This window comes from Enterobacter cloacae complex sp. 394I7, assembly GCF_057320345.1.
In genome coordinates this window covers 536,146-549,984 of the sequence record NZ_JBXWCR010000001.1, presented here as the reverse complement: position 1 = coordinate 549,984, position 13,839 = coordinate 536,146, and the positions used below count along the sequence as shown (strand labels likewise).

Sequence of the window (13,839 nt, the reverse complement as noted above, 5' to 3'; positions counted from 1 at the left end):
GACTGGCCGTGCTTATGCTAAGCCCACTGCTTCGCCGTTATACCTGGAACAGCATCTGGCTTTATAACGTCAGAATATTTATCGCACTTTGCGGCACGGTTGCCCTGCCGTGGTGGCTGAATGACGTAAAACTCACCATCCCGCTCACGCTGGGAGTGGTTGCGGGGGCGCTGGCGGATCTGGACGATCGCCTTGCCGGGCGCCTGCGTAATCTTGTGATTACGCTGGTCTGTTTTTTTATCGCGTCAGCCTCCGTGGAGCTGCTCTTCCCCTGGCCCTGGCTGTTTGCCATTGGCCTTACGCTCTCTACCAGCGGGTTTATTTTGCTTGGCGGCCTTGGGCAGCGCTATGCCACTATCGCCTTTGGTGCCCTGCTGATCGCCATTTACACCATGCTGGGTGTTTCCCTTTACGATCAATGGTACCAGCAACCCATACTGCTGTTGCTGGGGGCCATCTGGTATAACCTGCTGACGTTAACCGGGCATCTTATTTTTCCGGTTCGCCCTCTTCAGGACAACCTTGCCCGCAGCTTTGAGCAACTGGCCCACTATCTTGAGCTAAAATCCCGGCTCTTCGATCCGGATATCGAGGAGGAGAGCCAGTCTCCGCTTTACGATTTGGCTCTGGCCAACGGTCAACTGGTCGCCACACTTAACCAGACGAAAGCCTCACTGCTTACCCGTCTGCGGGGCGATCGCGGTCAGCGCGGAACGCGAAGAACCTTGCACTACTATTTCGCGGCGCAGGATATACATGAGCGTGCCAGCTCCTCGCACGTTCAGTATGCTGCCCTGCGCGAGAAGTTCCGCTACAGCGACGTGATGTTCCGCTTCCAGCGCCTGCTGTCGATGCAGTCTCAGGCATGCCAGCAGCTGGCACGCTCCATTTTGCTGCGTACGCCCTATCAACATGACCCGCGCTTCGAACGCGTATTTAGCCATCTTGATGCGGCGCTCGATCGCGTTCAGGCCAGTGGAACATCGCCGGAACATATTAAAGCACTGGGATTTTTGCTGAATAACCTGCGGGCGATAGATGCTCAGCTGGCTACCATTGAATCCGAGCAGGCGATGGCGCTCCCCGATAAAGATGTGGAGAATCAGCTTGCTGATGACAGCGTGCATAGCTTCAGCGATATGTGGCTGCGACTGAGCCGCAACTTTACGCCGGAATCGGCACTGTTTCGCCATGCGGTGAGGATGTCACTGGTGCTGTGCGTGGGTTATGCCATCATTCAGATAACCGGGTTACATCACGGTTACTGGATCCTGCTGACCAGCCTGTTTGTTTGCCAGCCAAACTATAACGCCACCCGCCACCGCCTTGCGCTACGTATTATTGGTACGCTGGTGGGCGTCGCTATTGGGCTGCCGGTGCTCTATTTCGTGCCCTCTGTCGAAGGCCAGCTGATCCTGATCGTTATTACCGGTGTGTTGTTCTTCGCCTTTCGTAATGTGCAGTATGCGCATGCCACAATGTTCATCACGTTGCTGGTGCTACTCTGCTTTAACCTGCTGGGTGAAGGATTTGAAGTGGCCCTGCCCCGCGTGATAGATACGCTGATTGGCTGCGCTATCGCCTGGGCGGCGGTCAGTTTTATCTGGCCGGACTGGCGGTTCCGTAATTTACCGCGTGTGGTAGACAGGGCGATGAACGCGAACTGTCGATACCTTGATGCCATCCTTGAGCAGTATCATCAGGGTCGCGATAACCGTCTGGCTTATCGTATCGCACGCCGCGATGCGCATAACTGTGATGCTGAACTGGCTTCGGTGGTCTCTAACATGTCCACGGAGCCTCGCGCCACGGCAGAAATTCGGGAAACGGCTTTCCGCCTGCTCTGCCTGAACCATACCTTCACCAGCTATATTTCGACGCTGGGTGCCCACCGTGAGAAATTGACTCACCCGGCCATCCTCGCCCTGCTGGATGATGCCGTATGCTATGTCGATGACGCGCTTCATCACCGACCAGCCGATGAGCCTCGCGTTCAACACGCGCTGGATGAACTGGCTCAGCGTATTACGCATATTGACCCGGGAAGCGACAGCAAAGCACCGCTGGTTCTTCAGCAGATTGGCCTCCTTATCGCTCTGCTGCCAGAAATTTGCCGACTGCAATTGCAGATCGCTACCTGGAGGAGTGATTCTCCTGTGGCTCAGGCAGCGCATTAAACCACTCCGTTAACTCCCGGCGAATTCCCGCCGGGAGTGCCGCTTCATGAAGTCCGGCGATGGCCCCTTCCAGTGCGAAGAGCACTTTAATGCTGAGCGCTTTATTCTTCGCCCGCATCTTCAGCCAGCTCGCACGGGCACCCAGCTCCCGCAGCGTCTCTTCATCAGTGATTCCGGCTTCAAAGAGCAGCACTTCAAGCTGAAAGGTGAGATTGGGCAAGTCCTTGAGGCGGTTTCGCCGATCACGCTGCGAACGCTCTTTTCGTGCCGCATTGAGCGCGAACGAGGAGAGCTGAAGCAGCCGTTCTCTGTCCTGCCACAGTCCGTCATCGACACGATAATAATTGAGCAGCACCGGACGACCCCGCTTCATGAGGGTTAAGAATGACGAGGCATTTTTTACACAGTATTTTGCACTTTCCTCACAGGCCCGGAGATACAGTTCCCCGTCGGAGACCATAGCGAAGACGGCATCATCTACGGCCAGGGTATACCCCCCGAACAGCGCACGATGGTGGATTTCACCTAAGGGTGAAAGGTATTCCTGGGATTTATAAATCCGTTCATAAGATATCTTTTTCATGATATTTCCCTTCAAAATCATAAAGTAACAACGAAATTTCTTACTAGCGGATCCGTTAGCAGGAAAATAGGCAACTTATCGTCGTTGAGCAAGATGATTTTTCCAGGCGCATCAATAATGAATGAATTTTGCGAGTCGCTTTCCGAAAATGAGGTTGATCTTTATGCATACAGGGGTTACTGTATATCCATACAGTAACTACAGGGCTGGAATGAATATGTACACTTCAGGCTATGCAAATCGCTCAACCTCTCTCTCTTCTTCCGCTGGCAATGTCACGCAGAATTCCACCGGGCGTGTTTCGACAGGGCTTATCAGTGAAGTGGTTTATCGTGAAGACCAGCCCCTGCTCACTCAACTTCTGCTATTGCCGTTATTACAACAGCTTGGTCAGCAGTCGCGCTGGCAGCTTTGGCTGACGCCTCAACAAAAACTGAGCCGTGAATGGGTGCAGTCCGCGGGCCTGCCGCTGACAAAGGTCATGCAAATTAACCAACTCTCTCCCTGCGATACTGTGGAATCGATGATCCGGGCGTTACGTACGGGGAATTACAGCGTGGTGATTGGATGGTTATCAGACGAATTGACCGATGAGGAACATTTTCGACTGACGGAAGCGGCTGAAGAAGGTAGTGCGATCGGGTTGATCATGCGTCCGGTTCGACCAGATTCTTATCGCAGAGGACAACTTTCTGGCCTAAAAATTCACTCAAATTTGTATCATTGAGGAAAATTAAGATTATTCCTGGAATTTTTTTTGACCACAAGATGCGATTTTAGTTCCAGGCGCCAAAACTGCGGCAAGGCTTGTCTGGTGCGGTTCTCCTTAATTTTATTGCACAAAACTCGTTCGAAAAATGTTAAATAATCGGTATACGGAACTTTTTTTTTCATATGCCTGACGGACTTCACACTTGTAAGTTTTCAGCTACGTTGTAGACTTTACATCGCCAGGGGTGCTCGGCCTAAGCCGAAGATATCGGTAGATTTATATTTGACCACGCCCCCCGGTGAAGGATTTAACCGTGAATCTCTATTGAGACCTTCATGGCGAATTTTGGATGATAACGAGGCGCAAAAAATGAAAAAGACAGCTATCGCGATTGCAGTGGCACTGGCTGGCTTCGCTACCGTAGCGCAGGCCGCTCCGAAAGATAATACCTGGTATGCAGGTGGTAAACTGGGCTGGTCTCAGTTCCATGACACCGGCTGGTACAACAGCAGCCTGAACAACGATGGCCCTACTCACGAGAGCCAGCTTGGTGCAGGTGCGTTCGGTGGCTATCAGGTTAACCCGTATGTTGGTTTTGAAATGGGTTACGACTGGTTAGGTCGTATGCCATACAAAGGCGACAACGTAAACGGCGCTTTTAAAGCTCAGGGCGTACAGCTGACCGCTAAACTGGGTTACCCAGTAACTGACGATCTGGACGTGTACACTCGTCTGGGCGGCATGGTATGGCGCGCTGACTCCAGCAACAGCATCGCTGGCGACGACCATGACACCGGTGTTTCCCCAGTATTCGCTGGTGGCGTTGAGTGGGCTATGACCCGTGATATCGCTACCCGTCTGGAATACCAGTGGGTTAACAACATCGGCGACGGCAACACCGTTGGTGTTCGTCCGGACAACGGCATGCTGAGCGTAGGTGTTTCCTACCGTTTCGGCCAGCAGGAAGATGCAGCGCCAATCGTTGCTCCAGCGCCGGCTCCAGCTCCAGAAGTACAGACCAAGCACTTCACTCTGAAGTCTGACGTTCTGTTCAACTTCAACAAAGCTACCCTGAAACCAGAAGGTCAGCAGGCACTGGATCAGCTGTACACCCAGCTGAGCAACCTGGATCCTAAAGACGGTTCTGTAGTGGTTCTGGGCTTCACCGACCGTATCGGTTCTGACGCTTACAACCAGAAACTGTCTGAGAAACGTGCTCAGTCTGTTGTTGATTACCTGATCTCTAAAGGTATCCCAGCTAACAAGATCTCCCCACGTGGTATGGGCGAAGCTAACCCAGTTACTGGCAACACCTGTGACAACGTTAAAGCTCGCGCTGCACTGATCGACTGCCTGGCTCCAGATCGTCGCGTAGAGATCGAAGTTAAAGGCATCAAAGACGTTGTAACTCAGCCAGCGGCATAAGTTATCGTCTTATAAAAAAACCCCGCATTGCGGGGTTTTTTATTATCTGAATCTGAAGAAAACAAAAATCTATTTCTTACCCAACAGAGCCTGAAGATCATTCTTCAGCGTCGACATCTGGTTGGCGTACTTCTCTTTATGCTCGGCATCTTCAATCAACTGCACTATCGTTTCTGACAGCGTTTTCCCACGCCGTTGCGCAAGCCCTGCCAGACGTTGCCAGACCATAAACTCCAGGTCGATGGATTTTTTGCGAGTGTGCTGATGCTCCGCATTAAAATGCCGCTTGCGACGCGCACGAATAGTTTGCTTCATCCGGTTTAACAACGCAGGATTAATGTGTTTCTCAATCCAGCCGTTAACCTGTACCGGTTCATTTTCGAGGGTCAGCAAAATATCCACGGCTTCTTGCGCTGCGCTGGCTTCGATGTAGCAGGTGATCAGCTCCCCTTCACGGTGCTTTTTGACCAGGTACTTCCATTTCCAGCCGCTTTCGAGATTTTCCAGTTGTTGATATTTCATTGCGATCTCAGTGTTACCACGTAACTCTGTTCAGAATATCAGTTTTTTGGCAATCTGCTGAAAAGAAATCATATCCTGTGAGTGAATGCAGCCAATCACCCTGCCGAAATGCCCAATCCTTCTTGGGTAGAGCCCCCCGCTTACGGTATACTCCACGCTTTTACATCTAACTAAAAAACATCAACTTTGACCATTACGAAACTTGCATGGCGTGACCTCGTTCCGGATACCGAGAGCTATCAGGAACTGTTTGCACGACCCGATCTCGCAAAAGAACACGAATTCATCCTTAGCGATACGCAACCCCGTTTGCATTATGCGCTGGAGCAGGTGTTAAGCCCCTGGGCAACATCACCCTTCATGATGCTCAAGGCCCCGGAAGAAGCGGAATATCTGACGCTTCTGGGTGATGCCATGCGCCAGTTGCGACCGCAAGCGAACGCCGTCTTTGGCGGCCAATATCGTATCGCGGGACATGATGTCACATTCGAACCGGCAGAGCAGCCCGACGATCGCTTTGCTGCCAGGGGTGAAGTGATTACCGCTAACTGGGTCGAGGCTGAACAACTCTTTGGTTGTCTGCGCCAGTTTAACGGTGAGCTCTCGCTGCAACCTGGGCTGGTGCACCGCGCGAATGGCGGCGTATTGATCATCTCGTTGCGCACCCTTCTCTCACAACCTCTGCTGTGGATGCGCCTGAAAACGGTGGTTAATCAGCAGCGTTTTGACTGGGTTGGCTACGACGAGTCTCGTCCCCTGCCTGTCTCAGTTCCTTCAATGCCGCTGTCGCTGACCGTGGTGCTGACGGGTGATCGTGAATCGCTGGCTGACTTCCAGGAGATGGAGCCCGAACTGGCTGAGCAGGCGGTCTACAGCGAATACGAAGATAACATCCAGATTACCGATGCCGATGATATGGCACAGTGGTGCCAGTGGGTGTTGAGCGTTGCGGAACGTTTCGCACTGCCAACGCCGGCCGCCGACGCCTGGCCTGGTTTGATCCGCGAAGCGGTTCGCTACACCGGTGACCAGGAGACGCTGCCGCTCTGCCCGCTCTGGATCGGCAAGCAGTTACGTGAAGTGGGTGTCGTCAGCGGTAACGGCGCATTCACCGGTGAGCAGCTTACCCAGATGCTGGCGCAGCGTGAGTGGCGTGAAGGCTATCTTGCTGACCGTATGCAGGATGAAATTCTGCTGGAACAAATTCTGGTTGAGACCGAAGGCGAACGTATCGGGCAGATCAATGCCTTGTCGGTGATTGAATTCCCCGGCCACCCGCGCGCTTTCGGGGAGCCTTCCCGCATCAGCTGCGTTGTGCATGTCGGTGACGGTGAGTTCACTGATATCGAACGCAAAGCCGAGTTGGGCGGCAACATTCACGCTAAAGGCATGATGATCATGCAGGCGTTCCTGATGTCAGAGCTGCAGCTTGAGCAGCAAATCCCCTTCTCCGCCTCGCTGACGTTTGAGCAATCATACAGTGAAGTCGACGGTGATAGCGCCTCTATGGCTGAGCTGTGCGCCTTAATCAGCGCCCTGGCAGAAGTGCCAGTTAATCAGAACATCGCGATCACCGGCTCGGTCGATCAGTTTGGTCGTGCGCAGCCAGTGGGTGGTCTGAACGAAAAGATTGAAGGCTTCTTCTCGATTTGTCAGCAGCGTGGGTTAAACGGCAAACAGGGGGTGATTATTCCTGCCCCTAACGCGCGCCATTTGAGCCTCAGCCAGGACATTCTGGATGCCGTGGAACAGGAACAATTCACCATCTGGGCCATCGAAGGCATTGATGATGCACTACCCTTACTGACAAACCTGGTATGGGACGGCGAAGGGCAAACAACCCTGATGCAGACTATCCAGGAGCGCATTGCTCAGGCGACGCAGCAGGATGCTCGTCATCGTTATCCCTGGCCGTTACGCTGGTTAGGCTGGTTTAGTTCAAACTGATCGGACTTGTTCAGCGTACACGTGTTAGCTATCCTGCGTCCTTCACTAAAATAAGGCTTACTGAGAACATGGTAGATAAACGCGAATCCTATACAAAAGAAGACCTTCTTGCCTCTGGTCGCGGTGAACTGTTTGGCGCTAACGGCCCACAGTTACCGGCCCCGAACATGCTGATGATGGACCGTGTCGTGAAAATGACCGAAACCGGCGGCAACTTCGATAAGGGTTACGTAGAAGCAGAACTCGATATCAATCCGGACCTGTGGTTCTTCGGTTGCCACTTTATTGGCGATCCGGTAATGCCTGGGTGTCTGGGTCTGGATGCAATGTGGCAGCTGGTTGGCTTCTATCTGGGCTGGCTGGGTGGTGAAGGTAAAGGCCGTGCGCTGGGTGTTGGCGAAGTGAAATTCACCGGACAGGTTCTGCCTACTGCGAAGAAAGTGACCTATCGTATTCACTTCAAACGCATCGTTAACCGCCGCCTGATTATGGGCCTGGCAGATGGCGAAGTGCTGGTAGATGGTCGTCAGATTTATACCGCAAACGACCTGAAAGTGGGTCTGTTCCAGGACACTTCCGCGTTCTGATTTCGCGTTGAGCGACCCCATAAAGGCGAAACCTCCGCAGTGCGGAGGTTTCTTTTTTTGAAAGAGACGTTATCAGGCTATGAGTGCCCTGTCGCCGATGGCTTCTCGCCAGCCTCCAAGCCATTGTGACCTTTGATTTATCGTCTGATAAGGACACATTTCTTTAGATCGTCCAGCGATGCCGGCCTGATAACCACGTTGATGAGCCCGTTCCAGGCGATCTCGTTTCTGTCTCTTCATGCCTCGTTTCCCTCATTCTTTGTCTGGTGGAAAGAAAACAGTGTCTGCACAAACTTGCGCAGGCACAGATAACGAATACCCCGAATTAGTCGCAGCGTCAATGTTCAAAATTCATACGGGTGTCATATTTGTGAGCTACCTGGAAGATCATTTGTACAAAAATTGTGACCCGGCACAAGTAACGGTCTGAAGTGAAACTGAAAAAAAACCGCAATCAGCAACAGGCCGACTGCGGTTTTTACCGATGAATTTTACTTATGGCAGCCGGGAAATCTCCCTGGCGATGCTGGCCGACTCTTGCGCCCACCCCTGGGCCAGCACTTTCACCATTTCATCGTAGCCATCTTTCTGCTGTTTCAGCTCAAGATGGAAAGGACGCTTAATCATCTGGCCCTGATGGTTCAGCAACCACTCTCCGCTAATCACCACCGCACCGTCATAACGGCCATGGAAACCCGTAACCGTGACGTTCAGCGTATCCTGGTCGTTACCCAGCGGCTGCGACGCGACAACCCAACCCGGAAGCTGGCTGCCCAGATTGGCCACCAGCGTGTTGCGCAGCTGCTGATCCAGCGGGCTGGCCCACAGGTTGTTTGTCGCAATCACGTATTTTACGTCGCTGGTCTGGTAGACCACGCCGTTGCCTGCCAGATAATCCGGCACGGCAACCTGCTCAACCCACAGCAGACGGTTTCCCTGACTGGCGGTACTTTGTACCCCGTTTTGCGCTGCAAGAGGCAACTGATAGTAGCTCTTGTTCTCCACGCCTGAACTGCACGCCGTTAACAGCAGAGCGCCAACCATTAATAGCCATTTATTCATTCTTTTGCCCTCTTAGGCTCAGGATCCTTTTTATCTTTCGCTTCGAACACCAGCGCGTTGCTCTTCTCATTGAGCGTTTTCAGAACCGGCTGCAGTTCACGCAAGACCTGATCAAGACGTTGCATATCTGCCACCATCTTGTTGTACGCCGCCGAGCCAGGCTGGAAGCCCTGCATACTGCGGTTAAGCTCACGCAGCGTTTTCTGCATATCCTGCGGCAGCTGCTGCATGCTCTGGCTTGCGGTGATCTTGTTGATGTTATCCAGCGTGGTTTGCAGGCGACGCATTGTTGCCTGACTTTCGCTGAGCGAACTGGTCGCGGCTTCAATCATCGGATTCAGTGGCAGATTGTTAATCTTATCCAGTGTCTCCATCAGACGCTGCTGGATCTGTGCCAGGCCGCTGCTCACCGTCGGGATGATCTTATAACCACCGAACTCCCGGATACCGGTAATCGGCGGGGCTTTTGGATAGAAGTCCATATCCACATACAGCGCACCGGTCACCAGGTTGCCCGTCTTCAGCGACCCACGCAGACCCCGGTTCATCAGTTCGGTAATATGCGTACCAATATCCTGATTCTCACCAATCTGGTTGAGCAGACGTTCCGGCTCAATGCGAATCAGCACCGGAATGCGGTAATCGTCATCCAGTACCTGCTGCAGACCCGGTACAAAGAACGGAACTTGCCCCACCGTACCCAGGCGAATGCCGCGGAATTCGACAGGCGCGCCCGGCTGAAGGCCACGGACGGAATCTTTAAAGAACATCAGGAAGTCGATGTGATCGGTATAGAGTGCGTCCTGAATGCTGCGTTGATCGTCAAAGAGCCTGAACGCCGTTTTCTCTGCAACCGGCTGTCCCAAATCTTGCCCTTCCGGCACATCAAAGCTTACACCGCCACCAAACAGCGTGGTCAGGGAGCCCATCTCAACGCGCATTCCCGCTGACGTTAGATCAACCGCGATCCCGCTGTCCTTCCAGAAACGGACGTTGCTGGTGACCAGCCGATCGTTTGGCGCATTGATGAACAGCTGATAGCTGATGGTGCGCTTTTGCGGATCAAAGGTACTTGTTTCAACCGATCCCACGCGATAACCGCGGAACAGCACGGGATCGCCCGCCGTTAACTGGCCCGCTTTTTTACTGTCCAGGATCACGCGGATGCCTTTCGCATCTGGCGGCGCAAGCGGTGGCGAGTCAAGCAGCTGGTATTGCGCCGGCTGGCTTCCTTTTTTACCCGGCTGCAGTTCAATGTAGGCACCGGAGAGCAGCGTACCTAAGCCGCTGATCCCTTCACGTCCTACCTGCGGCTTGACCACCCAGAAAGCAGAATCACCGTGCAGCAGTTTTTCCATGCCCGCGTTCAGGCGTGCCTTGATTTCCACATGGGTTAAATCGTCGGTCAGGGTTGCGCTTTCAACCACGCCCACATCGACGCTACGGCTTTTGATGGTCGTTTTACCGCCCTCAATCCCCTCGGCATTGGTGGTGATGAGCGTCACTTCCGGTCCCTGATGGCTGTAATGATAAAACAGGATCCATGCACCGATCAGCGCGGTCACGATGGGGAAAATCCACACCGGCGACCAGTTTTTGACCTTCTGCACTTTCGCCTCTCCACTCTTATTTTCCATGCTCTTACTGTTCCTCATGGCTTGATTCAGGCTCACGATCCCACGATAAACGAGGGTCGAAGGTCATGGCCGCGAACATGGTCATAATAACGACCAGCGCAAACATTAATGCCCCCATCGCGGGATAAATACTCATCAATCCGCCCATCCGCACCAGTGCAGAGAGAACGGCAATAACAAACACATCAATCATTGACCAGCGTCCAACAAACTCGACGACTTCATAAATCAGGTGCATGCGTTCGCTGTCGCGTTTGCCATGGCCTTTCGCATCCCAGCAGAGCCAGGCAATGGCGATCATTTTTAACGTGGGTACCATAATACTGGCAATAAAGATCACCCCCGCAACGGGATAGGAGCCTTCACCCCACAGCAGTATTACCCCGGCAAGGATTGTCGAGGGCATTTTGTCACCGAGCAAATCGGTGATCATAATCGGCAGGATATTGGCCGGCAGGTACAACATGATGGAAGTCACCAGCAGCGCCATTGTCCACTGCAGGCTATTTTTACGTCGCACGTATCCTTTTGTTTCGCAGCGCGGGCACACATCCAGATCGGCTGGCAGCACAGCGGTGCAGCATGGGCAAGAACGAAGCCCCTGACGAATGCCTGGCACCCCCACCTTTACCGTCTGCACCAGCGTCGGTGCCGGCGCGATATCGTCCCACGCCCAACGTCTGTCCACACACTGGAAGGCGCGCAGTTGCAGCACGCAATACAGACACCAGGGTACAAAGCTGCTGCCGATACCCACATCGCCATACGCCATCAGTTTGACGAAACTGACCAGGATACCTGCCAGAAAGATTTCGGCCATACCCCAGCTTTTTAACTGGAACAGGATACGCGCGAGCCAGATTTTAAGCGCGAGGGGCATCGCGACGCGGTTCACCAGCAACAGAATGACGACCAGACAAAAAGCCGGGACGATCTGTACGAACAGGAGGAAAAAGGTGCCGAGGCTGGCATAGTCTTCCGAGAACATAACCCCCGGAATTTCAAGCAAATCGACCTGGCTGGTCATCCCTCCCACCTTCATATAAATGAAGGGGAAGAGATTGGAAAGCAGCAGCATGAACAACGCCGCCAGCGCATAAGCAGTGGGACGCTGCCTTGGTGCGTCCCACTCGGTTGTCAACGTCGTACCGCAACGGGGACACAGGGCTTTATGTCCGTGACCAAGCTCTGGCAACGCCACGAGCATATCGCATTGAGAGCATAATATATGCCTGTCGGCATGGTGCTGGTCACACATATTGTATCCCTGTTTATGCGCCGTTCTTCAGAGACTCAAGGTACTCCCAGCGCTCAAATGCTTCTTCCAGGGCTTTTTCAGCCGCGGACAGTTCTGCCAGTACTTTTTGAGTATAGTCATGCGATTGGGTAAAGAATGACGCATCAGCGACCTGCGCCTGCAGATCTTCAAGTGCGGCTTCCAGCTCTTCAAGACGCTGAGGGAGTCCTTCCAGTTCGCGCTGCAGGTTATAGCTTAGTTTAACCGAGGTTTTCTTGACAGTTTCTGCTTTTGTTACAGCAGGTTCGGAACTGGTTCTGGATTTAGCCTGTTTTAGCGCCTGAGACTGCGACTGCTGTCCTTTCGCATCGTGATAGCCGCCCACATACTGTCCGATTCGCCCTTCACCTTCGAAGATCCAGCACTCGGTCACGGTGTTATCGACGAACTGACGGTCGTGGCTTACCAGCATCACGGTTCCCTGATAGCCGTCGATCAGCTCTTCCAGCAGTTCGAGCGTTTCCACGTCCAGGTCGTTTGTTGGTTCATCGAGGATCAGCAGGTTACTTGGCTTCAGGAACAGACGTGCCAGCAGCAGACGATTTCGCTCACCGCCTGACAACGCGCGTACCGGCGTCAGCGCGCGTTTCGGATGGAACAGGAAGTCCTGCAGGTAGCCCAGCACATGACGCGGCTTACCGTTAACCATCACCTCTTGTTTACCTTCCGCCAGGTTATCCATCACCGTTCTGTCCGGATCCAGCTCCGCACGGTGCTGGTCGAAGTAAGCCACTTCGAGCTTAGTACCGCAGTGAATGCGGCCGCTGTCAGGCTTCAGCTGATCCAGCATCAGCTTCAACAGCGTGGTTTTACCACAGCCATTCGGCCCGATCAGCGCGATTTTATCCCCACGCTGAACCTGTGCGGAGAAGTCTTTCACCAGCACTTTGCCATCAACCTGATAGTTGACGTTTTCCATTTCGAAGACAATTTTGCCGGAACGGGAAGCCTCTTCAACCTGCATTCTGGCGCTGCCCATCACTTCGCGGCGCTCGCTGCGTTCACGACGCATCGCTTTCAGCGCGCGAACGCGGCCTTCGTTACGGGTACGACGGGCTTTGATGCCCTGACGGATCCAGACCTCTTCCTGCGCCAGCTTGCGGTCGAATTCAGCGTTCTGCAACTCTTCCACACGCAGGTTTTCTTCTTTCTCCAGCAGATAGGTATCGTAATCGCCAGGGTAGGTCACCAGCTTGCCGCGATCGAGATCGACAATACGCGTGGCCATATTGCGGATAAACGAACGGTCGTGGGAGATAAAGATAATGGTCCCGTTGAAGGTTTTGAGGAACCCTTCCAGCCAGTCTATCGCTTCGATGTCCAGGTGGTTCGTTGGTTCATCCAGCAGCAGTACTTTCGGCCCGCTGACCAGCGCGCGGCCAAGCGCAGCCTTACGCAGCCAGCCGCCAGAAAGCGCCGACAGCTCCATGTCCGGTTCCAGTCCGAGCTGTGCCAGCACTTCATTGATGCGGTTTTCGAGCTGCCACAGGCCGTGGTGATCGAGCATCTCCTGCACTTTCGCCAGTTCGTTAAGATTCTTGTCGCTCGGGTCGGTCATCACCAGGTGAGAAATCTCGTGATAACGCTTCAGGTATTCGGCCTGCTCAGAGATACCTTCGGCAACAAAATCGTAAACGCTGCCGGTCACGTGACGCGGCGGATCCTGCTGCAGGCGAGAGACGATAAGATCCTGCTCGTAAACAATACGCCCGTCGTCCAGGCCCTGTTCGCGGTTGAGGATTTTCATCAGCGTGGATTTACCCGCGCCGTTACGGCCGACCAGACAGACGCGCTCGTTGTCCTCGATGTGCAGTTCTGCATTGTCGAGAAGCGGCGAGTCGCTGAAAGAGAGCCACGCGCCGTGCATACTAATTAAAGACATGTATTATT

Annotated in this window: 12 protein-coding genes; 5 read left to right on the top strand and 7 right to left on the bottom strand. The window is 53.5% G+C overall.

All coding sequences use genetic code 11. From position 1 onward, the window contains the following. Positions 1–14 precede the first annotated feature (14 nt). Positions 15–2,177, top strand: coding sequence for a YccS family putative transporter (gene yccS / locus AC2FAP_RS02585; RefSeq protein WP_020884791.1), 2,163 nt, complete (start codon positions 15–17; stop codon positions 2,175–2,177). On the opposite strand, the gene AC2FAP_RS02580 is transcribed toward yccS, so the two are convergent. Further along, positions 2,134–2,760, bottom strand: coding sequence for a TfoX/Sxy family DNA transformation protein (locus AC2FAP_RS02580; RefSeq protein ID WP_020884792.1), 627 nt, complete (start codon positions 2,758–2,760; stop codon positions 2,134–2,136). The two genes, yccS and AC2FAP_RS02580, sit on opposite strands and share 44 nt — an antisense overlap. A gap of 217 nt (positions 2,761–2,977) precedes the next feature. Between AC2FAP_RS02580 and sulA the strand changes: the two genes are divergently transcribed. Both sulA and ompA read left to right on the top strand, forming a co-directional pair. Further along, positions 2,978–3,487 (top strand): SOS-induced cell division inhibitor SulA, encoded by a 510-nt coding sequence (gene sulA, locus AC2FAP_RS02575; RefSeq protein WP_032677816.1) that lies wholly within the window; start codon positions 2,978–2,980, stop codon positions 3,485–3,487. A 354-nt stretch (positions 3,488–3,841) separates the two neighbouring features. Further along, entirely contained in the window at positions 3,842–4,897 is a 1,056-nt protein-coding gene (gene ompA / locus AC2FAP_RS02570) for a porin OmpA (RefSeq protein WP_020884794.1), read from the top strand. A 69-nt stretch (positions 4,898–4,966) separates the two neighbouring features. Here the strand turns inward: ompA and matP are convergent, their stop codons facing one another. Then, positions 4,967–5,419 carry a macrodomain Ter protein MatP gene (matP, locus tag AC2FAP_RS02565; RefSeq protein WP_014169429.1) on the bottom strand — a complete coding sequence of 151 codons (453 nt, stop codon included), beginning with the start codon at positions 5,417–5,419 and terminating at the stop codon, positions 4,967–4,969. 186 nt (positions 5,420–5,605) lie between these two features. Between matP and AC2FAP_RS02560 the strand changes: the two genes are divergently transcribed. Then, complete coding sequence (locus AC2FAP_RS02560; protein ID WP_032681323.1) at positions 5,606–7,366, top strand: AAA family ATPase; 1,761 nt, start codon at positions 5,606–5,608, stop codon at positions 7,364–7,366. Positions 7,367–7,434: 68 nt separating this feature from the next. Then, the gene (gene fabA / locus AC2FAP_RS02555; protein ID WP_014169427.1) at positions 7,435–7,953 is read left to right on the top strand and encodes a bifunctional 3-hydroxydecanoyl-ACP dehydratase/trans-2-decenoyl-ACP isomerase; all 519 of its coding nucleotides are present in this window, start codon (positions 7,435–7,437) and stop codon (positions 7,951–7,953) included. A 72-nt stretch (positions 7,954–8,025) separates the two neighbouring features. On the opposite strand, the gene rmf is transcribed toward fabA, so the two are convergent. The 5 genes from rmf to AC2FAP_RS02530 all read right to left on the bottom strand — a co-directional run bounded on the left by rmf (position 8,026) and on the right by AC2FAP_RS02530 (position 13,831). Beyond that, on the bottom strand, positions 8,026–8,193 hold the full coding sequence (rmf, locus tag AC2FAP_RS02550; protein WP_013097261.1) for a ribosome modulation factor: 168 nt from the start codon (positions 8,191–8,193) through the stop codon (positions 8,026–8,028). 255 nt (positions 8,194–8,448) lie between these two features. After that, the gene (gene pqiC, locus AC2FAP_RS02545) at positions 8,449–9,015 is read right to left on the bottom strand and encodes a membrane integrity-associated transporter subunit PqiC (protein ID WP_025204538.1); all 567 of its coding nucleotides are present in this window, start codon (positions 9,013–9,015) and stop codon (positions 8,449–8,451) included. Continuing rightward, positions 9,012–10,652: an intermembrane transport protein PqiB gene (gene pqiB / locus AC2FAP_RS02540; RefSeq protein WP_020884796.1), complete on the bottom strand. Its 1,641-nt coding sequence runs from the start codon at positions 10,650–10,652 to the stop codon at positions 9,012–9,014. Before pqiB ends, pqiC begins: the two co-directional genes overlap by 4 nt. A 4-nt stretch (positions 10,653–10,656) precedes the next feature. Continuing rightward, a complete protein-coding gene (pqiA, locus tag AC2FAP_RS02535) occupies positions 10,657–11,910 on the bottom strand; it encodes a membrane integrity-associated transporter subunit PqiA (protein WP_020884797.1) in 1,254 nt (417 codons plus the stop codon). Positions 11,911–11,923: 13 nt separating this feature from the next. Continuing rightward, positions 11,924–13,831, bottom strand: a complete 1,908-nt coding sequence (locus AC2FAP_RS02530; protein WP_014169423.1) for an ABC transporter ATP-binding protein — start codon at positions 13,829–13,831, stop codon at positions 11,924–11,926. Positions 13,832–13,839 lie beyond the last annotated feature (8 nt).